Source organism: Sinorhizobium sp. 7-81 (genome assembly GCF_030124405.1).
Classification (GTDB): domain Bacteria; phylum Pseudomonadota; class Alphaproteobacteria; order Rhizobiales; family Rhizobiaceae; genus Sinorhizobium; species Sinorhizobium psoraleae.
The window spans coordinates 329114-353091 of sequence record NZ_JASKLT010000003.1; the positions used below are offsets into that span (position 1 = coordinate 329114).

Annotated in this window: 21 protein-coding genes and 3 pseudogenes; 7 read left to right on the forward strand and 17 right to left on the reverse strand. The window is 58.3% G+C overall.

What is annotated here, in order from left to right:
• The first annotated feature begins 23 nt into the window (after positions 1-23).
• Positions 24-1557: pseudogene (locus QN224_RS14190) on the forward strand (IS66 family transposase).
• A gap of 108 nt (positions 1558-1665) precedes the next feature.
• On the opposite strand, the gene QN224_RS14195 reads toward QN224_RS14190, so the two are convergent.
• Positions 1666-2592, reverse strand: coding sequence for an alpha/beta hydrolase (locus QN224_RS14195; RefSeq protein ID WP_283977226.1), 927 nt, complete (start codon positions 2590-2592; stop codon positions 1666-1668).
• Positions 2593-2649: 57 nt separating this feature from the next.
• A complete protein-coding gene (locus tag QN224_RS14200; RefSeq protein ID WP_283977227.1) occupies positions 2650-3279 on the reverse strand; it encodes an SDR family oxidoreductase in 630 nt (209 codons plus the stop codon).
• A gap of 100 nt (positions 3280-3379) precedes the next feature.
• Between QN224_RS14200 and QN224_RS14205 the strand changes: the two genes are divergently transcribed.
• On the forward strand, positions 3380-4324 hold the full coding sequence (locus QN224_RS14205; RefSeq protein WP_283977228.1) for a LysR family transcriptional regulator: 945 nt from the start codon (positions 3380-3382) through the stop codon (positions 4322-4324).
• A 142-nt stretch (positions 4325-4466) separates the two neighbouring features.
• Here the strand turns inward: QN224_RS14205 and QN224_RS14210 are convergent, their stop codons facing one another.
• The 4 genes from QN224_RS14210 to QN224_RS14225 form a co-directional block, all read right to left on the reverse strand.
• The gene (locus tag QN224_RS14210) at positions 4467-7727 is read right to left on the reverse strand and encodes an error-prone DNA polymerase (protein WP_283977229.1); all 3261 of its coding nucleotides are present in this window, start codon (positions 7725-7727) and stop codon (positions 4467-4469) included.
• Positions 7724-9238 carry a DNA polymerase Y family protein gene (locus QN224_RS14215; protein ID WP_283977230.1) on the reverse strand — a complete coding sequence of 505 codons (1515 nt, stop codon included), beginning with the start codon at positions 9236-9238 and terminating at the stop codon, positions 7724-7726. The genes QN224_RS14210 and QN224_RS14215 overlap by 4 nt, the downstream gene beginning before the upstream one ends.
• A complete protein-coding gene (locus QN224_RS14220) occupies positions 9156-9914 on the reverse strand; it encodes an ImuA family protein (RefSeq protein ID WP_283977231.1) in 759 nt (252 codons plus the stop codon). Before QN224_RS14220 ends, QN224_RS14215 begins: the two co-directional genes overlap by 83 nt.
• Before the next feature lie 336 nt (positions 9915-10250).
• Positions 10251-10760, reverse strand: a complete 510-nt coding sequence (locus tag QN224_RS14225; protein WP_283977232.1) for a GrpB family protein — start codon at positions 10758-10760, stop codon at positions 10251-10253.
• A 181-nt stretch (positions 10761-10941) separates the two neighbouring features.
• Between QN224_RS14225 and QN224_RS14230 the strand changes: the two genes are divergently transcribed.
• On the forward strand, positions 10942-12054 hold the full coding sequence (locus QN224_RS14230) for an alpha-hydroxy acid oxidase (RefSeq protein WP_283977233.1): 1113 nt from the start codon (positions 10942-10944) through the stop codon (positions 12052-12054).
• A gap of 124 nt (positions 12055-12178) precedes the next feature.
• Here the strand turns inward: QN224_RS14230 and QN224_RS14235 are convergent, their stop codons facing one another.
• Positions 12179-13135, reverse strand: coding sequence for an NAD-dependent epimerase/dehydratase family protein (locus QN224_RS14235; protein WP_283977234.1), 957 nt, complete (start codon positions 13133-13135; stop codon positions 12179-12181).
• Between the two features lie 98 nt (positions 13136-13233).
• Here QN224_RS14235 and QN224_RS33895 point away from each other — a divergent pair.
• The 3 genes and pseudogenes from QN224_RS33895 to QN224_RS14245 form a co-directional block, all read left to right on the forward strand.
• Positions 13234-13413, forward strand: a pseudogene (locus tag QN224_RS33895) (LysR family transcriptional regulator); the annotation flags it as partial.
• A 42-nt stretch (positions 13414-13455) separates the two neighbouring features.
• Entirely contained in the window at positions 13456-14142 is a 687-nt protein-coding gene (locus tag QN224_RS14240) for a LysR substrate-binding domain-containing protein (RefSeq protein ID WP_336621115.1), read from the forward strand.
• A gap of 437 nt (positions 14143-14579) precedes the next feature.
• Positions 14580-15212 (forward strand): hypothetical protein, encoded by a 633-nt coding sequence (locus QN224_RS14245; RefSeq protein ID WP_283977236.1) that lies wholly within the window; start codon positions 14580-14582, stop codon positions 15210-15212.
• A gap of 222 nt (positions 15213-15434) precedes the next feature.
• On the opposite strand, the gene QN224_RS14250 is transcribed toward QN224_RS14245, so the two are convergent.
• The 6 genes and pseudogenes from QN224_RS14250 to QN224_RS14275 form a co-directional block, all read right to left on the reverse strand.
• Positions 15435-15683, reverse strand: a complete 249-nt coding sequence (locus tag QN224_RS14250; protein ID WP_283977237.1) for a hypothetical protein — start codon at positions 15681-15683, stop codon at positions 15435-15437.
• A 78-nt stretch (positions 15684-15761) separates the two neighbouring features.
• Positions 15762-16046 carry a hypothetical protein gene (locus QN224_RS14255; protein WP_283977238.1) on the reverse strand — a complete coding sequence of 95 codons (285 nt, stop codon included), beginning with the start codon at positions 16044-16046 and terminating at the stop codon, positions 15762-15764.
• Entirely contained in the window at positions 16046-16297 is a 252-nt protein-coding gene (locus tag QN224_RS14260; protein WP_283977239.1) for a hypothetical protein, read from the reverse strand. The genes QN224_RS14255 and QN224_RS14260 overlap by 1 nt, the downstream gene beginning before the upstream one ends.
• 281 nt (positions 16298-16578) lie before the next feature.
• Positions 16579-17345: pseudogene (locus QN224_RS14265) on the reverse strand (metallophosphoesterase).
• Positions 17342-19261, reverse strand: coding sequence for an AAA family ATPase (locus tag QN224_RS14270; protein WP_283977240.1), 1920 nt, complete (start codon positions 19259-19261; stop codon positions 17342-17344). Before QN224_RS14270 ends, QN224_RS14265 begins: the two are co-directional and overlap by 4 nt.
• 42 nt (positions 19262-19303) lie before the next feature.
• On the reverse strand, positions 19304-19693 hold the full coding sequence (locus QN224_RS14275) for a hypothetical protein (protein ID WP_283977241.1): 390 nt from the start codon (positions 19691-19693) through the stop codon (positions 19304-19306).
• 449 nt (positions 19694-20142) lie between these two features.
• Between QN224_RS14275 and QN224_RS14280 the strand changes: the two genes are divergently transcribed.
• Complete coding sequence (locus QN224_RS14280) at positions 20143-20676, forward strand: PIN domain-containing protein (RefSeq protein WP_283977242.1); 534 nt, start codon at positions 20143-20145, stop codon at positions 20674-20676.
• 384 nt (positions 20677-21060) lie between these two features.
• On the opposite strand, the gene QN224_RS14285 is transcribed toward QN224_RS14280, so the two are convergent.
• The 4 genes from QN224_RS14285 to dgt form a co-directional block, all read right to left on the reverse strand.
• Positions 21061-21270, reverse strand: coding sequence for a hypothetical protein (locus tag QN224_RS14285; RefSeq protein WP_283977243.1), 210 nt, complete (start codon positions 21268-21270; stop codon positions 21061-21063).
• 463 nt (positions 21271-21733) lie between these two features.
• The gene (locus QN224_RS14290) at positions 21734-22528 is read right to left on the reverse strand and encodes a hypothetical protein (protein WP_283977244.1); all 795 of its coding nucleotides are present in this window, start codon (positions 22526-22528) and stop codon (positions 21734-21736) included.
• On the reverse strand, positions 22525-23274 hold the full coding sequence (locus QN224_RS14295; protein WP_283977245.1) for a hypothetical protein: 750 nt from the start codon (positions 23272-23274) through the stop codon (positions 22525-22527). The genes QN224_RS14290 and QN224_RS14295 overlap by 4 nt, the downstream gene beginning before the upstream one ends.
• Entirely contained in the window at positions 23243-23965 is a 723-nt protein-coding gene (gene dgt, locus QN224_RS14300) for a dGTP triphosphohydrolase (protein ID WP_283977246.1), read from the reverse strand. The genes QN224_RS14295 and dgt overlap by 32 nt, the downstream gene beginning before the upstream one ends.
• Between the last annotated feature and the right edge of the window lie 13 nt (positions 23966-23978).

A 23978-nucleotide genomic window follows, 5' to 3' on the forward strand; every position in this document is an offset into this window, starting at 1 on the left:
ACGGAATTTGATAACCTCCCACCATGTTGGAAGCGGTCGATCTGCCGGACGATATTGCTGCCCTGAAGGCGATGCTGATTGCGGCGCAGGCGCGTGAAGTCCGCAAGGATGAGCGGATCGAATGGCTGGAGAAGCTGGTCGCCGCCTTCAAGCAGGCAGCCTTTGGCCGCAAATCCGAGAAGGCTGATCCCGAGCAATTCGATCTTGCGCTGGAAGACCTGGAAACGGCCATTGCGGCCGTCCACGCCGAAGACAATGCCGATGGCCCTTTGGGTAAACCGCACCCCAAACCACGCGCCGCCAATCGCGGCTCTCTTCCCGCCCACCTTCCTCGTATCGAGGAGATCATCGAGCCGGGAAGCTTAATCTGCCCTGTGGTGGCGGCCTGCATTGCATCGGCGAGGACGTATCCGAGCGATTGGACGTCATTCCAGCGCAGTTCCGCGTCATCGTCACGCGTCGTCCCAAATACGCCTGCCGTGCCTGCACCGACGGCGTAATTCAGGCTCCAGCACCTGCCCGACTGATTCACGCCGGGTTGCCGACCGAAGCGACTATCGCGCATGTGCTTGTGTCGAAGTACGCCGATCACCTGCCGCTCTACCGCCAAGCCCAGATAATGAGCCGACAGGGTATCGATCTTGACCGTTCCACGCTCGCCGATTGGGTCGGTCGGGCAGCGTTCGAACTACGTCCGATCTCGCCGCTCTGATTGCCGATCTAAAACGGTCTTCGAAGCTGTTCATGGACGAGACCCGCGCACCGGTCCTCGATCCCGGCTCCCGCAAAACCAAAAACGGATACTTCTGGGCGCTGGCCCGCGATGACCGACCTTGGTGCGGTGGTGCTCCATCAGGTGTCGCCTTCACCTATGCTCCCGGCCGCAGCGGACTACATGCTGAGCGGATATTGCAAGGATTCACGGGCATCCTTCAGGTGGATGGCTACGCCGGATATAATCGCCTGATTGCTCCGGATCGCGTTGGACCGGACATCCGGCTCACCTATTGTTGGGCACACGCGCGGCGCAAGCTGGTCGAGATCACCCGCACTGGGTCTGCGCCGATTGCCGAGGAAGGCGTGAGGCGGATCGGCGAACTCTATCGGATCGAGGCGGAGCTGCGCTGCCTTCCCGCCGAAGCTCGGCTTGTAGGAAGGCAGCAGCGATCCGCGCCGTTGATCGCAGACATGCGAACCTGGCTCACTCAGCATCGTGCCCGCGTCGCTGTTAAGTCGCCGCTTGGCGAAGCGCTCGCCTATATCGTCAAATACTGGGACGGCCTTTGCAGCTTCCTGACCGACGGCCGTATCGAGATCGACAACAACGCGGTCGAGCGAACCATCCGTCCAATCGCGCTGAACCGCAAGAATGCTCTCTTCGCGGGACACGATGCCGGAGCAGAGAACTGGGCGACCATCGCCTCGCTGATTGAGACCTGCAAACTCAATGCCGTCGAACCGCTCGCTTATCTGGCCAGCACGCTTACTGCCATCGTTAGAGGCCACAAGCAGAACCAGATTGAGGAGCTATTACCGTGGAATCATGTGGTGGCATGACGTGCGCCCAACGACCCTGATCGGCCGATATGTTCTCCGGAGGTGGATCATTTGCCCCATTTAAACCGCCCGGCGGGGCGCGATAAGCGCCCACGCCAAACGTATTTCTTAGAGGTTCGCTTTGTAGAACGGTATCAGCTTGCCAAGCGCGATGGCGACGGGTTCGGGCTTGTCGTAGAGGTCATAGTGTGACCAGCCTTCCGCCACGATCAGTTCCTTCTTCTTCGAGGCGGCACGCTCGATGATCTCGCAGCCGTCGCGGTATGCCCCAAATGCCCCCACCTGATCGCCGACGACAATGCAGAGCGGTTGTGTCAAGAGCACTTCGGCGAGGTGGAAGGCATCCCAGCCAACAGCGGCGGCCTGATGCGATAGCACGGAACGGTTCAACCCGTTTGGTTTCTGTCCGCGCGAGGTGCGATAGTAATCGGTCGCTTCCAATGGGTCGCGGTCTGTAACCCCGGCGGCGCGGGCCTCGTCAACTGAACCTGCAAGCAAATCATCGACATGTACCGCTCCACCACGCGCTTCGGCTGTGCGCTGCTTCGCCATCTTTTCCAGAGCGCCAATCGGGTCGAGATTGGTGAAGTTGCCGCGCATCAATCGTCCGTAGTTAGCGCCCGTAACCGTACCAACAGCCTTAATACGTCGTTCAGTCATGGCTGCATTAATGGAGTAGCCTCCGCCGCCACAAATTCCGAGGACACCTATCCGGTCTTCGTCGATGTAAGGCAGGGTCACAAGGAAGTCGGTGACATGCCGGAAGTCCTCGACGCGCTGTACCGGGTCCTCGATGGAGCGCGGCTCGCCACCACTTGCTCCTTGGAAGCTGGCGTCGAAAGCAATGACGACGAAGCCTTCCGTTGCCAATGCGGGAGCATAGACGTTGCCGGAAGTCTGCTCCTTGCAACTGCCAATGGGGTGGGCGCTGATGATTGCCGGGTACTTGCTCGATTTGTCAAAGCTCGGCGGGAAGTGAATATCTGCTGCGATATCCCAGTACATGTCGTAATTGCGGATTTTCACGCTTTCCATGACTCTCTCCTGTTCTGTGGGATTTTGCCCTATTGCTGTGGGAGCTTTCATCTCGCTTCATATGAATGAGGGCTTCTTGCCGTCGGTTCCGGGCTTGCTGACGCCGAGGTTGCGGTTGCCGAGGGGAGTGCCATCCGCAATCAACTTTGTCACCAGCGCCGCCACGCTCTTGCGTGAGACCTCGGTGCCTTTGAATGGTTCCCGGCGCTCGGTGGTTTCGTAGCTCACCTCATCCGTGTCCATCAGCCAGGCAGGCCGCAAGATTGCATAGTCGAGACCGGACGCTTCAATCGCATCGGCTGCCCGACGATATGGCGGCAAGTAGCTTCCGATTTCGCGACGATTCCATGCGCCGAATTCGCCCGGAACCTCGTCATAGATGCCGAGCGAGGTTACGAAGATCAGGTGGTTCACACCTGCGGATCGCATTGCTGAGATGATCGCTTCAGCCTGTTTGTCCACGTCCCCGGCGAGGTTGGCGTAGATTACGTCCTGACCGGTCATGATGTCCTCCAACAATCTTTTGTCGAGGACATCACCTTGGACAACGCGAGCGTTGGCGGGCGCGTCAACCTTACTCGCGTCTCTTACCAATAGGGTCTGATTGACCGACGTATCTTGGCCGAACATCTTGACGACCCAGCGAGCAATCTGCCCACTCGCGCCTAGAATGAGAATATTCGTCATCGTCGCCTCCGATCATTCAATAAAACGAAGGTATACCTGTGTCTGGCGATGACAAATCGGGGTATCCTTCAATCAGTTTGAAGTTGGACTTCATAGTGTGATGGATCGAAACCTGCTTCCCGCCATTTCCGCCTTCGCAGAAGTTGTCCGCGAGGGCAGCTTTTCTCGCGCGGCTATACGACTTGGGATATCGCCCTCGGCCCTGTCCCAGTCGATCCGGGCGCTTGAGGACAAGTTGTCGGTAAGACTGCTCAATCGCTCCACCCGCTCACTGTCCGTTACCGAGGAAGGCCGCAATCTTCTCCGCAATGTCGAACCTGCGCTGGCAGTCATCGCCGATGCCGTCACGAAGCTTGCAGCGCCCCAGGACCAGCCCGCCGGAGAAGTCCGGATCGACAGCTCACACTTTGCAGCGCATCAATTCCTTGCGCCGCATGTAGGGGAGTTCAGTCGCCGATATCCGCAGATTCGACTTGAGATGGTACTGTCGGACACGTTTAGCGATATCATTAGCGAGGGGTGCGACGCAGGAATTCGGCTTCGTGAAGCCGTGCGTGACACAATGGTGGCCATACCGATCAGCCCACCTCTCTCCATGGCGGTCGTGGCAACTCCAGACTATTTTGCTACCAATCCGCCTCCGGAAAACCCGTTTGATCTCGAACGTCACAATTGTATTCGCTTTCGACCCGGTCTTGGAGGCATTGCACCGTGGGAGTTCACCGATCCTGTGAATGGTGACGACTTCGCCGTCGATCCGGCAGGCTCGCTCGTTTCGAACAGCGATTCAATAATGCTCAGTGCAGCATTACAGGGTGTAGGGATGATTATGCACTTCGATTTAGCGGTGCAAAAATACCTCGCCACCGGCGGTCTGATACGCGTGCTGGAAGCCTGGTGTCCGCCATTCGATGGTTTCGACCTCTACTTGCCGACACGTTTGCAGATGGCTCCAAAGCTGCGTGCCCTCATTGATTTCTTCGGCGAGAAACGCAGTGCCGTGCCGGGCACATGGCAACCGCGTCCGGCTCGAAAGCGATCATAGAAATTCAGTCGAGGGTGTGAGTGCCACACCGCTTACCGTTTTTCAGCGTTGCGGCACCATTGTTCGGTGGCTCTCGTCGTCATCTCGTTCCAACCAATTTGACAACCGCGCTCAGCTCTCGAACGAGCAAGCCAAGCCGAATTCAATGGAAATTCCGCGATTTCACTTTCAATGTATCGATGTGCAGGTCTGGGATATAGATATCTCTCGCCTGCACGGCAGGCTTGGGATTGTCGCGCGGGTCGGGGCCGCCTCCGTGCTTTACCTGGTCGCCACGTCCATGCGGCATCGGGAACGCGCCGTCGCGTTCACCCAAACTCGCCAAGTCACCGGAGAAGTCAAAAAGGCGCTGGGCGACAAGGTGGACGACCTCTCCTTCGCGCTGAATCTTCCCGTGAATGCCCATCATCGATGCCGTCATCAGTACCCGCCGCTGACGCTCGAAGAGTGAAGGCCAGACTACTGCATTGACGATCCCGGTCTCATCTTCGAGGGTCAGGAACATGACACCTTTGGCCGATCCCGGACGCTGACGAACGAGAACCAACCCTGCCGTCCAAAGCCATCGACCATCGCGCTCTCCCATGGCCTCCGCGCACGTGACTATGCGCTTTGCCTTGAGGTCCTGACGGAGGAAGGACATCGGATGCGCCCTCAGGGTAAGCCCAGTATGCGAATAGTCTTCGACAACCTCCCTGCCCTCCGCCATGGATTTTAGCGCGACCTCGGGTTCCTGCATTTCGGAGACCGGGCGAGCCTCGCGCTCGGCAGCCGCAGCCCATAGTTCCAACGGTTCGTCGCGTAGCGCTTTGATGTCCCAGAGGGCCTGACGGCGTTCCAAATTGAGCGACCGCAGGAAAGCATCGGCCTCCGCGAGCTTCACCAGTGATGCAGTCGACACCCCGGACCGTCGCCACATGTCGTCCGCGCTTTCAAACGGCTGATCAGCGCGCGCGAGGACAATCCGTGCGGCGTCATTCTGCGCTAGCCCCTTGACCACGCGCATGCCAAGCCGGACGGCGAAACGGTCGGTGTTTCCGACTTTCTCCATCGTGCAATCCCACCGCGAGGCGTTGACGCAGACAGGCCTTACTTCGACGCCGTGATTGCGGGCATCGGTTACGATCTGGGCAACCGAGTAGAACCCCATCGGCTGGCTATTGATCAGTGCCGTGCAGAAGACGTCAGGGTGATGGCACTTAACCCACGAGCTTGCGTAGGCAATGAGCGCGAACGATGCCGCATGGCTCTCCGGAAAACCGTAGCTTCCGAAACCCTCCAGCTGCGTGAACGTCTTCTCCGCGAATTCCCGGGTGTAACTGTTGGCGACCATTCCTTCGACGAGCTTGTCCTTGAACTTGCTGACGCCGCCGGTGAATTTGAAGGTCGCCATGGCACGTCTGAGCTGGTCTGCCTCGCCCGCCGTGAACCCCGCGCAGGTCATCGCGACCTTCATCGCGCTCTCCTGAAAAAGCGGAACGCCCAGGGTCTTGCCGAGGACCGCTTCAAGTTCGGGCGTCGGGTATTCCACCTTCTCCTTGCCTTCGCGACGGCGAAGATATGGATGCACCATATCGCCCTGGATGGGCCCCGGACGGACAATTGCTACCTGGACGACCAGGTCATAAAACGTCCTCGGCTTCAGGCGCGGCAACATGGCCATCTGCGCGCGGCTTTCGATTTGGAACGTCCCGAGAGTGTCGGCGCGGCGGATCATCGCGTAGGTGCGCTGGTCTTCCTGGGGGATGTCAGCCAGTCCCATGGGAAGCGCCTTGTGGTCCGAAAGGAGCTCGAAGGACCTTGCCATGCACGAGAGCATGCCCAAGGCGAGAACGTCGACCTTCATGAATTTCAAGGCTTCGATGTCGTCCTTGTCCCATTCAACAACCTGACGGTCTTCCATGGCGGCTGGCTCGATCGGCACGAGATCGTCCAGGCGATCCTGTGTCAGCACGAAGCCTCCAGGGTGCTGTCCAAGATGCCGCGGCGCGCCCATCAGCTGGCCTGCCAGCTCGAGCGCAAGCCGGAGGCGGTAGTCCGATGCATTCATATTGTTTTCGCGGAGCTGCTTCTCGCCCACGCCTTCCTCAGACCATCCCCAGATGCCTGACGACAACTGCCTAATGAGGTCCTCCGGCAATCCGAGGGCTTTGCCGACATCGCGGAGCGCGCCCTTGGCTCGATAACGCGTGACCGTGGAACAGAGAGCCGACCGCGAGCGTCCGTAGGTCTCGTAAATCCACTGAATGACTTCCTCGCGGCGGGAATGCTCGAAGTCTACGTCGATATCGGGCGGTTCATTTCGCTCCATGGACACGAAGCGCTCGAACAGAAGATCGCTTGTTTCGGGATTGATGGAGGTGATGCCAAGGCAATAACACACCGCCGAGTTGGCGGCCGAGCCGCGCCCCTGACAAAGGATATCCTTCGACCTCGCGAACCTGACGATGCTGTAGACCGTCAGGAAATACGGGGCGTATTTCATGATGCGGATTAGCTCGAGTTCGTGCAGGATAGCTTTGCGCACCTTATCGGGAATGCCTTCGGGGTAGCGATCCGCCGCCCCCTCCCAGGTGAATTTGGTCAACGACTGCTGCGCGTCCAAGCCGGGGACAATGGCTTCTTCCGGATACTGATACTGGAGCTCGGACATGTCGAACTTGCATCGGTTGACGATCTCCCGCGACCGAGCCAGCGCTTCGGGGTATTCCGAAAAAAGTCGGTGCATCTCCTCGGGAGCCTTGAGGAAGCGGTCGGCATGGCGCTCGCGGTCATAGCCGACATCGTCGATCGTCGTCCGGTTTCGAATGCAGGTCACGATGTCCTGCAGCTGTCGTCGGTTCGGATCGTGAAAGAGGACGTCGTTCGTGACGACGGTCTTCACTTTGTGCCGGAAGGCGATGTTTGAGAGATTGTGGAGCCGAAGCCTGTCGTTCGGCCGGCGGCGCAGGCACAGGCTGACGTATGCCCTGTCGCCGAAGATGGCCCCAACCTTGCGGACTTGCTGGGCATAGACATCGTCGGCCTCGTCGGGAACGAGGACTCCGATTAGCCCTTCGCTATACGCTTCTACGTCCGTGAGATCGAGGATGCACTTTGCCTTGCCGCCCCTGCTCTTCCCCAGCGACAACAGGCGCGTCAGGCGCGAGTAAGCTGGACGGTCAGTGGGGTAGACAAGGATCGACATGCCGTCCGTGAGGTCGAGGCGGCAACCGACAACCAGGCGGACACCGGTCGTCTTGGCTGCTTCCCATGCGCGCACGATCCCCGCCAGCGAGTTACGGTCGACAACACCGAGGGCCTCGATCCCGAGTTCGGCAGCCCGAGCGAATAGCTCCTCGGCGCTCGACGCGCCGCGAAGGAAACTGAAGTGGGTCGTGACCTGGAGTTCGGAATAGCTCATGCGAAGACTCCGTGCATGAACCACTGGTGTGAGCCGGTCTCCATGTCGACGCCGTCACCGGCGCGATAAACCCAGTAGCGCTCGCCACCCTCATCTTCGATGACGAAATAGTCACGCACGGCCTGCATTTCGCGGGGGCGCTGCCACCATTCGCCGAAAATGCGTTCAGGGCCGTCGGCGCGTTTGACGCGGCGGCGCTTGCCACGCCAGGTAAACATGGCGGGCGGCTGGTCGGGCAGCAGGGCGACCACCTCGATCCGCTCCGGGTGAGGAAGCAGTCTCGTTGGACGTTGCCACTTCGCGCTCCAATCAGCTCCCGTCTCCTCCGCCGTCACGGCGATACGGGCTACGGAGCGTTCGGGGACATCTGATGCAACAGGGGTCAGGCGATAGAGCCGCTGACCACGATTGCCGAGGATGTCCATGACGGGCGTGACATCGACAACTTCTTCCTGGATCAGCGAGGACGCGACCTGGTTCTCCTCGAGAGGCTCGGCCATGATTGCTACCAGGACGAGCTTCTCGATACCGAAACCAGGGTCGATCTTTTCAATGCGGTCGCACAAGAGCTTCGAAAGCCGGCACGGATCGCGCACCGGCTTTGCGAGGCCAGCGCGCAGACACTGGCGGGTGTTATCGACGCGATGGACGACGAGGTCGGACCGGCGGACGCCTAGACCGCGTTTCTCCAGTTCCGCCGTCAACTGCACGACGAGGCGGCGGACGTATTTTTCGATCGTCTCGGGAGCGCCGATCGGCTCCTGGAAATTTCGAGAGACTTCGACAAGCTCGGGTGTCCGGAGAGGTTCGATCGGCTCAGCGACACGACCGAAGAGCTGGTCAAGCCGTCGGCCCGGTTCCGGCCCAAAACGTAGCGTCAGGGGAGCGCGGGGCATCGCCGACAGTTCCCCGACGTTTTCGACACCAAGGACACGCAAACTCTGGACGGTCTCTGATGGCAGTCGCAGACAATGGATGGGGAGACCGACGACAGCCTTGGCTACTCCGCCGACGGGAACCACAGTAGTTTCTGCGGACATCATTCTCGCTATCGCGTGTGCAGCACCCCAGGTGTCGGCTACTGCCGCCCGCGCCGTCAGGCCGCGCCCTCGGAGCTGATTGACAAGGCCCGAGATCATCAGCTCTTCGCCGCCACGAAGGTGGTCCGCGCCTTCGGTGTCCATCACGATGCCGTCGTTGTTGTCGACGGCGACGACTGGGCTGTATTGCCTGAGCGCCCAGAGGGCCAACCGCTCGAGAGCGGCGGCATCCGCGGCCGGGTCTGCATCGGTCATCACCAGCTCGGCAATCGCAGCTTGGGCCTTGCTTGCGGGCATACCGACGCGCAGGCCAGCCTTGCGAGCGGCCATGTCGGCGGCGGAGACCCAACGCTTCGCTCCCGACTTCGAAATGACGACGAGCGGCTTGTCAGCTGGCACGGCTCCCTCGCCATGACGACGAATCCGATCCGTCGCGAGAAACGGGAAGTATACAGATACGACCCTTGGCATCACAGGCTCCTATTTCGAACTCAGCACACTCGCCTGCTTTCACTCTCATCAGTTCCGCCAGCCATCGGGCTCTCCCCACTCCCGCCACTGGCAACGGCTCCGACGGCAGGACGCTGATGCGCCACCTGGTCGTGGAGGCCGTTGGATTTCCGTAGTCGGAAGCCTCTGTCTGCCGTCGCCACCTCCTAACGACGAGGCCCAGACTGCCGGTCTTCTCTGCCGCGAGATGAAGACGGCGGGAAGCAGTCATAGGTAGCCGAACCAGCTCCCCGACGACCGCCGCGAAGCCGCCGAAAGACAAACCCTCTTCCATCGAAGCCAAGACATCCTCGTCCTTGTCGCCTTCGCAGTAGATGACGCGGTCGGGATGGAGCCCAGCCTGAGAAACGGCTGGCGCGAACAAGTCGGGGCGCGTCAGACACCAGAGGACTTTTCCCTTGGAGCGCGCGGCGATCCCGGCCGCAAACAGGGCAGCGGCCGCGCCATCGACGGTGCCTGCCCCGCCCCCCGCAACTTCGTGCAGAGCACCGAAAGCTAGGCCACCCCCCGGGAGCCGCACGTCCATCTGGCGCACGCCGAACGGCAACACGACGGCTTTCCGGGTCGAGTTGCCTTCGAGATGGGCGATCCTTTCTCGTAGATCGTCGATCAATCTTGAGGTGCGCGCATGCGTCATCGGTCGCGAACCTGCTTTCAGTTAGCGTTGAGAGGTGGACGTCATGTCCAAAACGGTTGATGTTCTCCTTCTGTTCCCTCACAAGCGTTGAGTCAAGCGGGTGGAAATCGTCGGCTGTCCATGACAGAGTGACTCTCTCATGGGAAATTGATCGATAAATCAGGAGGCTAAAGCGGTCGGCCAGGTCGCTGGCGCGCTAAAGATTTTTTCGAAGAACTGAGAAAGCCTTGTTTACAAACGAGCAAGAAGTCGAGTTGCACCCCTCGAGCGATGCCGATCGATATTCACGGTATTAGGTAGCAAATGCCACCAGCGGCCGCTTCCGGCCCATTGCGGTCATTGCGCCTTCGGTGGAGGACCCATAACAGCATCGATAAAGGGGGCTTTTCGAGCTAGGTATTCCCCAATCCCGTGCTCGCTCGTAGATTCCAGCTCTAACTTCAGGTTCTGATATCCTCGCCGCAGGTCGGCATCCTGCCTGAGCATGTTGCGGAAGAGCAGCATCCTGGAAATCTGCCAATGCCCCGTAAGGCAAACATGGACCTTATGGGTACGGATTCCCTCAACATCGCGACGATAAAAGTGGTGTCCTTCCGAGAGGTTCGTTCCTCGTACATATCCGAACGATGCCATTGCCTGACTAATTTCGGCTTCATCTCCGTGATCAGAGACCACCACTAACAGATCGATTTCTGGCTTTGCGGCAAGGCCCGGAACTGCCGTGCTTCCAACATGATGTATTTCAACCGCCTTAGTGCCGAACACTCCTTCAAGGCGAGCCTTTTCAGCATCGAACATGTCAGGCCATCGATCATCGTACTCGGAAATCTTGCTAGTCAACGCCATCACGCTCTCCATCAGCAACACGGTCACAAGCCTAATGCATATGGGCGTAGATTAAACGGCCGCAACTGGCGCGAAGCCGCCGAGTTGTTGCAAATATGCTGGTGTTTGAGGCTTTGCAAAAGTCAGGCTACCATGTCGCCGAAGCCGGGGATTTTGCGACCACGGCCATCGAGGAGGCACCATGAGCGCCGAAAATGGAACTTTAGGTGCCGCTCCCATACCCAGCGAACTCCAAAGCTTGCACGAAATTATTCAGAAAGCTCACCAGATTCTGCCGAAGGAAAAATGGGATAGCCTCACAGGTGGCGCGGAAACGGAGACGACGCTCAAACGCAACCGTCTAGCCATAGATTCCATCGCTTTCGAACCGCGTGTCCTGCGCGATGTCAGTACCATAGACCTTTCCGCCGAGTATTTCGGCCGCAAGCTGCGAATGCCGGTTTTTCTTGCGCCTACTGGTCCGTTGAACTTGTTCGACTCTGGTGGTGGCGCAACTGTTGTATCGGCCGCTCAAGCTTTCGACATTGGCCATATGCTCAGCTCGGGCTGTACACCTCTTGAGACCGTCGCTGAGGCCGCTCCCTCGGCGCTACGGATGGCGCAGCTCTATGTCAGAGGCGACGATGGTTTCGTGCATGACTACATCGGCCGCACGCTTGCGTGCGGCTGTGCCGCGATCTGCTTGACCGTCGATAGCGCGGTTCTCGCTCGACGCGACCGCGACATTGCTAATCGCCATCGCATAGCTGGATTAGGAAAGTGGTCTGGTCAGGCGTACCAGGCCGGCCTCGATTGGCGAACCGTCAAGTTGATCAAGGACACATACGAAATTCCGCTCGTGCTCCAAGGTATTGTATCGCCCGAAGATGCTCGCCTTGCAGTCGATCACGGCGTGGATTGGATTTATGTTTCGAACCATGGTGGCCGTCAGCTCGACCATGGCCGAGGCACGGTGGACGTACTCCCGGAAATCATCGACGCTGTAGCCAGACAAACGAAGGTGATGGTCGATGGCGGTTTCTGTCGCGGGTCGGACATCATAAAGGCCCTTGCGATCGGCGCGGACCTCGTGGGCCTTGGTCGCATGCAGTGCTACGCACTCGCCGCGGGCGGTAAGGCGGCAATTACTCGCATGCTTGAGCTGATGGAAGACGAAATGCTCCGTTCCATGGCTCTGCTCGGTGTCTCAACCATTGGGAAGTTAGACAGGTCGTATCTGCGTCCGGCAGTCTCCGTCACTATTCCGAGCGCTTTGAGCGCCTTTCCGCTGATAGAACTGTCGCGCGACTCCTAATATCTGCTACGTCGCAAGTTTTGTCGCACAAGCCAAATGCGCACGGCTTGAAGAAGCGTACTTCCACTCCCGGCCCGAAGCAGTCATTCCACTCCGCGACGTGTGGCAAGCATCCGTATGCTGATCAAGCCGACGCGACTTTGCCGTCGGCCACCAGCGCCCGCACCGATTGATGGATAGCTTCCAAACTCGTATAGCGCGGTTTGTATCCGAGGCGTTGGCGGCTCTTTTCGATTGAATGCGAGGAGCTGCGAACGATATGACCGCGCGAGTTTTCCGCAAACTCTCCGAGTTCCCCGACCCATTCCTCGAAGGGCTTGAAAGAAATACGGGGCTCCCTTCCGAACCAACGGTAAACCGCTTCCGCATAACCACGCAGCGTGATCGCCTGCTCAGAAACGGTATTGAATATCTCGCCGACCGAGGCGGCCCTATTCTGAATCGCACATATGACCCATTGAGCAACATCGTCGGCATGGACGTGGTGCAACGTCTCATGCCCGAGGTTGGGAAGAACCAGTTCGCCGCCACGTGCGATCCGCGAGTAGACCTCGGGATTGGAGTTGCCCAGCGGGGTTGTCGGAACCCAGCCCTCACCAACGATATGGCCGGGTCGGAAACAGGTCGCCGGGAACCCATTCAGATGGGCTTCACGCATTAACCAAGCCTCGCTCTCAGCCTTGCCTTTGCCGTAGGCGTCGATTGGCGACGTAGGATCGGTTTCCGTCGAGGGAACGGCAACAAGGCGGCCATAGACCCAAATCGTGCTGCAAAAGAGATAGTGTTGAACTTTGCCACGGAGGGCTTCCACGATCTGCTGCGTGCTGGCGAGATCGAATGAGATCATGTCAACGACGATATCGCCGTTGAGCTCGGCGATCTTGGTCCCGAACTGGCCCTTCTTTTCCTCGACCGCGCGATCAAGAGCAACGCTCTCGATCAAGCCCCAAGCGTAATGCGGACGGTAAGGCTTGGCGGTGCCGCGACTAACATTAACGACCTCGTGCCCGAGTTCTACAAGCCTGGGAATGAGGTAACTTCCGACGTGACCACTGCCTCCGATAACGACGATACGTGACATAGCTCGGCTTCCTTTCCGTGATTGAGGCAATCTAGCATCCATTGCTTCCGCTTATTAGGGCGGGTAAATTTCATGTGTTTGTGAAATAAGCTCATCAAATGCCAAGAGATCAGATCAACGAATTGTCCGCGTTTATTGCCGTCGCGAGAGAGCGCAGTTTCACAAGAGCCGCGGCTGGTTTAGGTGTGACGCCGTCTGCGCTCAGCCATACAATCAAGGGCCTGGAAGAAAGGCTGGGATTGCGGCTCTTGTCGCGGACCACGCGGAATGTAGCGCCTACGGAGGCAGGCGCACGCCTACAAAGACAAATCGGACCACTATTGGACCAGATCGACGCCGAACTTGAGGAGATCAGCACGCTTCGAGACAATCCGGCTGGGGTTATTCGGGTCACCTGCACCGATGTGGTGATCGAGACCGTCTTCCGACCAAGGCTCGGTGCATTCCTCAAGAAGTATCCAGCCATCCAAGTCGAACTCGACATGAACTACGCGCTTGTCGACATCATCGCAGAGCGGTTCGATGCGGGTGTCCGCATTGGGGAAGCGCTTGAAAAAGATATGATCGCGACCCGGATTGGGCCGGACTGGCGGTTTAGCGTGGTGGGCGCACCCTCGTACTTTGCAGGACGGTCGCCGCCCACTACGCCCCATGATCTGCAAGACCATAATTGCATCAACATCCGGCTTGCAGGCTCTGGCGGCCACTTGCGATGGGAATTCCGTTCACCACGCGGACGCGATCTAACGCTGCGTGTAGAGGGTCAATCCTCATTCAACACCGCAGGAGCGGCACTAGACGGGGCTGTCGATGGGCTCGGGCTATGTTGGATATCGCACGAGATGGCTGCACCTTTGATTGCAGAGGGCCGTCTCCAAGAAGTCCTTGTTGACTGGTGTCCTTTCTACGAGGGCTTTCACTTGTACTATCCGAGTCGGAAGCGAAACTCGGCCGCGTTTTCCGCGTTCGTTGACGCGATGCGATATCGCGGACCAACAAGACCCTGATAGATTGAATGGCTGCTTATGGCGCAAAGCGGCCGCCGCGCACGATCACCGGCTGGTGGCATTTGCTACATAATTCCGGATATTCACAGGCATCAACCACCCGGAAGGCCCAAAATGCCTGAACTCGCCAGGCTCCGGTCCCTCAAGGGCCAGATCATCGTCGTCGAATGCAAGTCATGCCGATTGTATGGGGAACTCGAGCGCAAAGCCCTGGTGACGAGGTTTAAGGCAAGCCTCCCGCTTTCGAAACTTCGACGGACTGTCGTCGGCGGGTGTGAGAGAATGTGCGCCGACGGTCTGGACCGATGCGACGCGCGATTGTCCTCGAAAGATCGGGATGACTTGCGGCCGACGAAGGCCACGCAGTGACTGCGGTATTTCTGTTTTCGGGGAGCTTTCGTTGACGCCGAGCGATTGGGGCACCATCTACGGCTATGATGTCGAAAGCCAAGAACGAGCCTTCGGAGCTGATCAAATCCTGGGCGATGCCGCCCAAGGCGACGCTGGGGTCATCCGTGCGCGCCAAAGGAATCCTGCTGGAGATGCGAGCTCGTTTGCCGCTTGCCGACCGCCGATCGCTCGATCTCAGCGGAAGCATTCTCAGTCTAGGCATGTCCGAAAGCTCCAAAGATGCGTTTCGCAACGCCGTCACGGTTCTTACCAAGGCACTTGAAGACGTTGAAAGCCTTCCCGTGATCCCCCGCGAGGTCGAAGACATCCTCGCGATTTCCACGAGCGAACGGCGTCGCTGGCTCGACGATGGCCGCTTGCCCAGCGCCGGAACGCGCACGGTGAGACTACGCGGAAGGGCGAGAAAAATCACCTTCCATGTGTTCGATCCGCGGGTCGTGGAGGACCTGCTGGACCGCGGCGTCGTCGAAGAATGGCGCGAGGCAGACGCAGTTGCTGCCGCAGAGAACAGGCGGCGGGCGGCTCTCAAGGCGAAACTGACGCGGTCGCTGAAGAAGCGCAAAAAAGTCCGCCCGCGTTCTGAAGACGACCCTGACGATGCTGCCCGACCGAACTTGCGAGGCTGGGAAGAGTTTGGGAACGATGGCCTGCTCCGCTAGGTCGCCACGATGTCGTTGTAAGCTGCTCGAGCTAAATTGAGAGTGTGCGTCGGGAAGGACCTCGTAGCCAAGTGCGGGGCAGCTTGAGATTCCATGGCATCACGCGGGTGACGTCTGCCGCCTGCACGTTTTCTAAAACGGCCGGGGTTCAAAGAAGGACGCCGGCCGAGCTGTGCCAATACGGAGTTGCCTCCGGGAAAGTCTGCCGCCTCATGGGCCCCTCTAGGCAGACAACTCAGTGTGGAGGATTTTTGCCGCTTGCTCAGGCGTGATCTCTGGGCTGATCGATGTGAAAGCAACCGCTCCTGTATCCAGAGCGGCGGAGAGAAACTTGGCGACCAAGTGGGCTAGTTCAGAAGAGAGGCTGACAGTGATCTCGCCTCCGGCTGACAGCTCGCGAAGCAGATGTTGCACCTCTTCGGAGCGTCCGAGACTAAGGAGTTCGTGCTCAATCTTGGTGCGGCTGTTCATCGGCGCTCTCCCTCAGCCGACCATACAGCATCGTACAACTTAGTACGAGCGATGAATCTGACACCGTGCAGTACTTAGCTACGGTGCGCCGGATTCCGGATCGCCGGGCCGGTTAGCGGAGTGCTCGATCATCCATGCCTCGATCTCTTCTACGGTCATCTCGCCCCGCCCGATCTTCTCCATGAAGGCGCGGGTTTCCTCGGGGGTCGCGACAATGCGGGACCCTTTCGTAGCGGCTTCCGCTTGGGCCAATCCCTTGCGCCACACCTCTTCCGAGATCAGGTTTTCGCCTGCTCCCCATGGATCATCACCAAAAGCACCCCACACGTCCTCAAAGTTGCTGCTGTCCGGATTGCATATCATCAGTCTCTGAGCTCTCGGTAGTGGCCGTCGAGGACGATCCCGCACAGTCTGTCGGAAATACCTTCGACGTAGACGGCCGTTATCGACAAGCGCGATCTTGAGGGGAATTCTTTGGTCGCAGTGATGAGCTGGCCGTCCGTGTTCATGATGACGGGGAATACGTAGCTGCAAACCGGATCGGCAGCAGGATCGTTCGTAGCGACGATGACGGCGGCAAAGCGCCGTCCATCTGCGGCCGCAGCACTCGTCATTTTCGGTCACTAGCAATGGCAGGCGGGGGAGATCGCATCGAGACGGCTTTGATGGTTCCTGGACGACCAATTGCTCCGGGCCGTATCAGTGCAGCCTCGAAATCTTCAATAGGGGAGGATGGAGAGGTTTTCATCTCCGCTGCCTCAGTGTTCGACAATAGGATGCTTGAGGGAAGCGGTGAACGCCTTCCAATCCTCGGCCGTCGGCGGTCGAAATCAGCTAGCGTACATTCCAACTTCAGGGTCGTAGATTCCCGCCAGTATTCATCGGGTAGCCGCTCCTAGATTTCCACGGTGAACGTCGGATCGAAGTCCGTCCCTTCTCCCGGATATCCCCGTGGGTTCGAGACGACGCGGCAGCTTCCGATCGCGTAGTCGTTCCGATGATGGACGTGACCATGAACCCACAGCGCCGGCTGTGTCTCCCTATCAGGTTCTCCAGATCGGACGCATAGCAGGGAGCGAGCGGGTCATTCCGAAACTCCGATGAGATCGAGCGCGACGACGGAGCATGATGTGTGACGACGACAGTCTTTCTTATGTGTGCAGTCTCGAGGTTGGACGCGAGAAGCGCTCGTGTCTCCATATGTTTCCGATACCCGTGGATCGGCTTGAACTTTTGAAATGGAACCTTCGCGAACTTGATCTTTCTGTAATCGTTCATGCCGGATTCGGCGGCGGTCATTGCAAATTGAGGATCGCCGCCCAAAAGCCGAAAGTCGGTCCACAGGGTGCCGCCGACGAACCGAACGCCTGAGATATCGACGGCGTCGTTCTCGAGGAAGTGCAAGTTGGGATAGCGGCTGGCGGCTTTGCGCCCATCCCGGAGACCTTCCTGGATCGAACCTCCGTAGTATTCATGATTGCCGGCGACAAACACGACGGGAAGCGAAGGATCGATATGGTTTGCCAGCCACTCGATGCTCGGGGCGACGCCGCGGGTCAGCAGATCACCAGGACAAACCAAGACATCGGCGTCCTTGGGAGCCTGCTGCACGAAGGAAACGCCGAACTCGAGATGCAAGTCCGAGAAGACCCAAATCTTCATGATCCCGACCTCCGTCGGCTTTTACGGCCGCTCTTTGGCCCCGAGGTAAGCTCGCAAGCCTGTCGGACCTCGCCCGCGCTGAGCTCGAGATTTTCCGATAAACGAGCAGCGAGGAGTTCCAATGCGTGCCGGTTGTTCGTCAAAATCGCGTTGGCGCGGTTGTACTCGGCATCCAACCTTTGACGGACCGCTTGTCGGAGCAACGGATCAGCCATGCGCAGACTTTCCATTGGTCGGCCACCCGATCCCATGTCCGTCAGCAACCCATCCCCGAACCCAAAGCTGCGTTCGATCATGGTGGCAAAGTCGGTCGCGATACCCAAGTCGGCCGACGGGTCGCCACCGGAAGCGGCGGAATGGTCTCCCAGGATTATGCGCTCTGCCGCCATCCCGGCGAGAAAGATAGCAATGACATCCTGGAAATGTCTGGCCGTCGGCATAAACGGGAATGGTTGCTCGAACTGGGTTGTACCGATCCGGTTCCAGCCCGCAATCGCAGGCCTCCTGTTGGTAATCGTCACCTTCACTAGGCTGTCCGGCCTGAGGGAATAGCCGACGATGGCGTGGCCGACTTCATGGACGGCCAGACGGAACCGTTCGTCGTCTGTCAGGGCCACAACAGGTGGGATGACGGCGCGGATGTCATCTTCCACCACCTCGGTCCTCCCCACTTGCCGCGCGAGCCGGCGCGCGTCCCGTGCAAGTTTTTCAATATCTGCACCGGACCATCCCTCTGTCGCGTCCCGGAATTGATCGATGTCACCCGCGTACTCGTGACGGAGATGAAACTCCAAGATTGCTTTCCGCGCGTCGGCATCCGGCAATTGAATGGAGATAGTCCGTTCGAGGCGACCCGGCCTCAGGAAGGCGGGATCGATCGAATTCGCGTTGTTCGTCGTCGCGATCACGACGACACCCTCGCGCCCGTCGCTTGGGTCGAGGCACTCGAGGAGACCGTTCACCACCTGCACCTTGTAATCGTGGTTCAAACCGTCCGTAGCTACACCCCGATGGCCAAAACTGTCGAATTCATCCAGAAGCAGAATAGAAGGCTGGGCGGCTCGAGCGGTCGCGAAGGACTTTCGCATGGCCTTGAGCATGTCACCGAGGTGACCCCTCGCCTGCCACGAGGCCGCGGATTCGGCGATAAGCGTAATCCCACAGCTGTTCGCCAGGGCACGGGCAAAGGTGGTTTTGCCTGATCCTGGCGGTCCGCTAAGCAGGACACCGCGATCCACATCCCGCCATTCGATTTCGTCACGCATCCAGCGCTGGATGTCATCGGCCAGTTGGAGACCCCAGTTCTTTGCCTCCCCATAGCCCTCCATGCGCTCAAGCAAGACCGTGCCCGGTGCATATGCCTTTGCAGGCGGCTCAACGTCAGCCTCGGGCAGCGTTTTTAGATGCCGAACGATGCGATCGACGGGTCGCCCTGGGCGAATTGCCAGGCGAAGGTCGCGAAGAGGCCTCGTGGCCAAGAATGCGGCCTCTTCCTCGGTGATCGGTACGCCGAGGGTCTTTGCCGCGGCGACGAAGTGATATGGACGCGGGGAAGCAATGGACGTCCGAAAATCGATCGTCACAGCAAGGTCGGGAGAGATTTCGTCGTCTTCAATGTAAAAGACGACGACACGGCAAACGTCCCGAAATCTCGAAATCAGATTCCAGCCCGTTTGCGTGATATCCGATGCCTCGTTGACGATCACCCCGTCATCGATTTCGATAATGTGCTCCCTCTTGAGCATCTTCCGAGTAACCAGTTCGTAGAGATTTAAGTCTGTCCGGTCCGGAAGTTTGATCGCTACGACGAAGCTCGATGCGGCCAGAAGCGGCCGGATGGTGCGTCTAATGAGCATGGTGGCGACGAGCGTCGCCAGGTTTTGCGGAGGCTGAGTCCGCGTCGCATGGTAAGTCATGATAGGCCTCGATGATGGATCGTTGGACGGCTACGAGCAAAGTCAGGCTCGTATTCGTCTCACCATCGTTTCCGGGCCGATAAGCGCATCATCGAGTTCAACCTCGACCAGTCCCTGGAGAATGAGAGAGGCGAGCGCTGCAATGGGCTGGGTTTCCCGGAGTACCCGGAGGCAGTCAGCAAAGGATAGTGAACCGTGCTCGTCGAGGACGGCGAGGAGCCTCACACGGTCTCCCAACGGGACGTTGTGGCCCGCATACCGGAGAAGATCGGCCGCGTTCCTCAAGCGGAAGCCATCGTAGATTTCCGAACGATCAACGACACGGTAGCGATGGGACAGCTGGGTTGCGGCCTCGGCAATAGCTGCGGCTTCGGTCGGCAGCTTGCGGTCGAATGCATCAAGCATCCACCAATGGCCGTCCGTGTCCTGCATGCGGAGATCGGGCGTATGGTCCCTTCCTCCAACCGTTAGCGGCGGTGTATTGCTGGACCAAGTGAGGACGCTGCGATTTAGGTCTAAAATAGCGGAAAGGTCTCGGACGACCTTGGATCGGAACGCGGTATGTCCGGTTCCTTTCGCCGTTGGCCGGAAATGAGTGTGCTGGGTTGCCTCGACGAGTCCGCGAAGCTTCTGCTGAGCCTGATCTGGGGATGCCATACATGACCTCGATACAAAACGTATGGGAACCTCCGCTTGCGCGGCAGTTTGCTCAACGTATTCGTATCGGAAACATGGTGGCTTGGATCATGCGGGAACATGTAGAGAACATTCTCTCGTGAGTCAACTCCCCCGAGCGAGGTTTCGCATAATCAACCTTCTGGTTTACGTGGCATTAACCGTATCCGTCCACCGTGCACCAAAATCAGCGGACGTTGGGAAGCATGGCTACCGATATTTTCCTGCTAGACACCAATATACTGAGTGAATCCAGTAAGCCTCGGCCCCATCCGACCATATCCGCCTGGCTCAAGCAGCAAAGGCGGGTGGCCATTCCGTTCGCCGTCATCCTGGAGGTTGAAACCGGAATAGCCGACAAGCACCGGTCAAACCCCGACAAAGCCGAGGAGCTTTGGCGGTGGATGGATGAGTTACTCGAAACAGACTTCGAGTATCCGGAGGCTACGCCCAAGGTCGCCCGGGTTCTAGGGAAGCTTCTTTGTTGCAAGCCGCTGACGCACCTGTGGCTCGTGAACGAGAACGCGGATAAGAAAAAACCTGGGCAGGACCTCTTCATAGCTGCGACGTCGATCGTCTACGATATGCCCATCGCGACGTTAAACGTCAGGGATTTCGAAACGATCAACCGCTTCTTCCCTCTTCCCGGCGTCTATAATCCGGGGAATGGAATGTGGGCGCTACCGAGATGCGAGGTGGACGCGTTAGCGAGTGAGACAGTGCCGATCATGGTCGCGTGACAGCAACCGCGCGTGCGGTTGCCGCTCTAACGTCACCTTGTCTCGCTCAAGATGCAACGGGCTCGATTGTTTCGCCCTGTCACAAGAGCGGAAAGCACCGCGGCGCGACAACGTCACTGAGAAGGTGCTTTTCTCGATCGACAGAGCTTTTAAGAGCCGCGGAGAATCGAGCCAATATCTTCGAACGGCATGTTTCTGCGGCACTACGTTTCGCCGACGACGAACATATGGTTGCGCTTAATCAGTCAACTTATGATGAGAGGATGGCCACCCTCCTCCCAAGAACGACGAAGCTACCCGATTGATCGATTTGATGAATGAAGGGGTCGCGTGCGGTCACCTCATCGTGTGCCCGAACGATCGGACAGAGCGCTTCGTGGCATACTACTCGTTGTCCGGCCCGCCACGCGCGAGAAAGTCTCCTGCGCGCTCTTTCTCAGAGCTGCCGACGAAACGAATCTCAAACGAACCGTCAATGTCACGGATCGTCTGCGGATTGCCGGCCTTGGCGGTGTCGAGAATCTCACGAATTCGCCGCTCGCCTTCGATCCTGCTCCACTCGTGCATCCGACGCTTCAAAATCGAGTCCCTCATTTATGCTCATGATTGTAATGCGTTGAATGGTGGGTGAAAAGAAGACTTCGCGGCAATTCTGTCGGGTTACCCTGGATGAATCAGATGGACCGCTACCGCGGCATGCCGGGACACGCTTGAAAAAGCAAGTTGTATCGGCTTTTTGCGGCGGAGCGCTGCCGGGAGCACGCACTTGCTTCGCCTGGGCTCAATCCGAGCTGTTTTGGCGAGGCTGCCGCTTACGGACCGTCCGCTTGGAGGGGGCTTGGCGGCTGTTCCGTACAACCAGTTTTTGGTGGTTTCGACCCGGACCTATCAGAATACGCTTCCCGAGCGGTTTGAAGTCTGAGCCCAGCCCAGAACCAAACGAATCATCACCCGATTTCGCTGGTTGCTTGTCGCCCTGATCCTCGGACATCGCCGGCCGCTCCACCTTTCGATAGCTGACACCTTACTCAGGCTGAACTTGGTTGTCGACTGGCACCTAAACCGGGTGTTGCGGGTGACAAAACCCGGGAAATGACAGTTGAGCGCCGTAGTATGTCGCCATGGAGCGTCGATATTCTTTGCACATCACGGCCTGACTCAATTCCTGAGCGCTCTTGTACTTGTACAAGAATGGTGTCGCGCTCTTCCGGTTATCGGCCTTCACCACATCCCTGAATCCAGACTCATCGAGATTGTCCCTGATGAATGCTTGGAGCTTGGGCCCGGCCGACAAATCCCACAGGAGGATGCGCCGGACCGCTCGGTAGAGGTTGCCCACCGTGGTGGGATTGGGCAGCAGATTGATCTCCATCACCTTCTGGTGCAGGCCTGCGAAGTACGTGTCGCCGCAGAGGACGCGTCGCTTTCTTATGTCGTACAGGATCGCGTCATAGTTGAAGAAGGTTGACCGAGGGAAATCGGGAAGGCCGCGCGCTCTAACGTGCCCTTCCCTGACAGCCCATGTTGTTTCCAGTGCCCAGAAGTCTACGTTCCAGCCAGGTTCCGCAAGCGAGAAGCCACCAAACGAATTAGCTTTCGCATCAATGGTGCGAGCCAAGTCGGCTACTTCACTCGGCGGAGCATCAACCACCAAGTCAACGTCCGACAAAAAACCCGTCTTTCCGACCCGGGCAAAATCCCGGACCATTCCGCCGACGATGGCAACGTTCTCGAATTTGTAAAAATGAGTGCCGAGCACATGCCGCAAGCGCCTGCTGGCGAGCGTCTTCTCTCGCCATAGGTAGTCGTCCATACGACGCTTCACGATATGTACGTCTGCGGCCACGGTCATTTTGGTAGCGCCTTCACCTCATTCCAAAGATTTAGGGCGAACGTGTCCGTCATGCCAGATACCATGTCAGTAAGCAATCGTAGTTCGCGGTAACGGATGTTAGAACTCGGTCCTTCCGCTTTCTCAGCTCGGGCGGCGGCTTCGATGTAGTTGGGGCTAATGATGGACCAACCATACTTCGCAACGGCCGTTGTACGCTTGCTGGTAATGTCTTCGAATGTCTTTCGGTTGGTGACCGCATCCCAGAAAAACGACATCAATCCATCAAGAGCTTCCGCGCCCATTGCTTCCATCTTGAGGACGGCTGGATTGCTGAACGCATGCAGCTTCGCGATGTCTTTGAGAGCGTCACAAAGAGGGTTCTCGTGCATCAGCGGCTTGTCGTGGACCTTGCGCAATATGTTGTCCGATACCTGCACGAACTTTGCACTCGCGTCGTCGATTAAGGCGCGGATCAGGTAAGCCCTGAGAAGAATGATCTTTATGTCGCGGACCACGTGGGGATCGCGATCAGGATCGTAGACGCCCTTGAACTTCTTGGCAGCTTTGAGGACAGCTGGATGGGATTTCGTTCGTTCGTCATGGAGAAGGATCGTCAGCACATCGTCAGGCGAGATAATCTTCTTCTTCATGACGTCATCGACGTCCAGGGTGCTGTAAGCGATATCGTCGCACGCCTCCATGATCCACGTCAGCGGATGGCGTTCACCTTCGTTAATTCCCACCCGCTTTCTTACCCACTTCACGACGTCTAGCTCCGGACTCGAAATACCCATACTTTTTGAATACCGGATGTTCGTCGGCGGTGGAGCCCGCTGCGACGACATATTTCATCGCGGCGGCAAGGCTGGCGGCGGTGAGATCGAGGCCAACGTAATCCCGGTGCGTTTGAAGCCGGGTGATCAGCCGGAAGGTTTGCGGGTTGCCATCAAATCTAATGAACTCATCGTGCAACCGTTGTTCGATTGCGGTCGGGAGCGGATCGCCGCCTTCGCTGTGCTGGGAAAAAATCCACTTTCTCTTCTTGAACCACCCACCGATCGCTGCTTCCCCTTGATGACCAAAAGGGGGATTGCCGAGGTCATGAGCTAGCCCGATTGCGGAAAGGATGGGCTGAACGGTATCATGCAGATCGGCCCCGAACGAAACCTTCGAACGGCTGGCGACATTGGACCCGATTGATCGAGCTAGATTGGCGACTTCATGAGAGTGTGTCAGACGCGTCCGCACGCCGTCGTTCTCGTCCATAGGCCAGACTTGCGTCTTGTCAGACAGGCGTCGGACGGGCGTAGAGAACAGCAAACGATCGTGATCATGTTGGAATTCTGAACGCCAGCCTTTCGTGTCGCCGTCATCTCCCGACAGCGGTCCGGTCTCTTCGTTTGTCTCTTCACGTTTGATTTCGGCAGTGCGGCGGGCATCGGACCACAAGTTCATTCCAGGTTCCTCG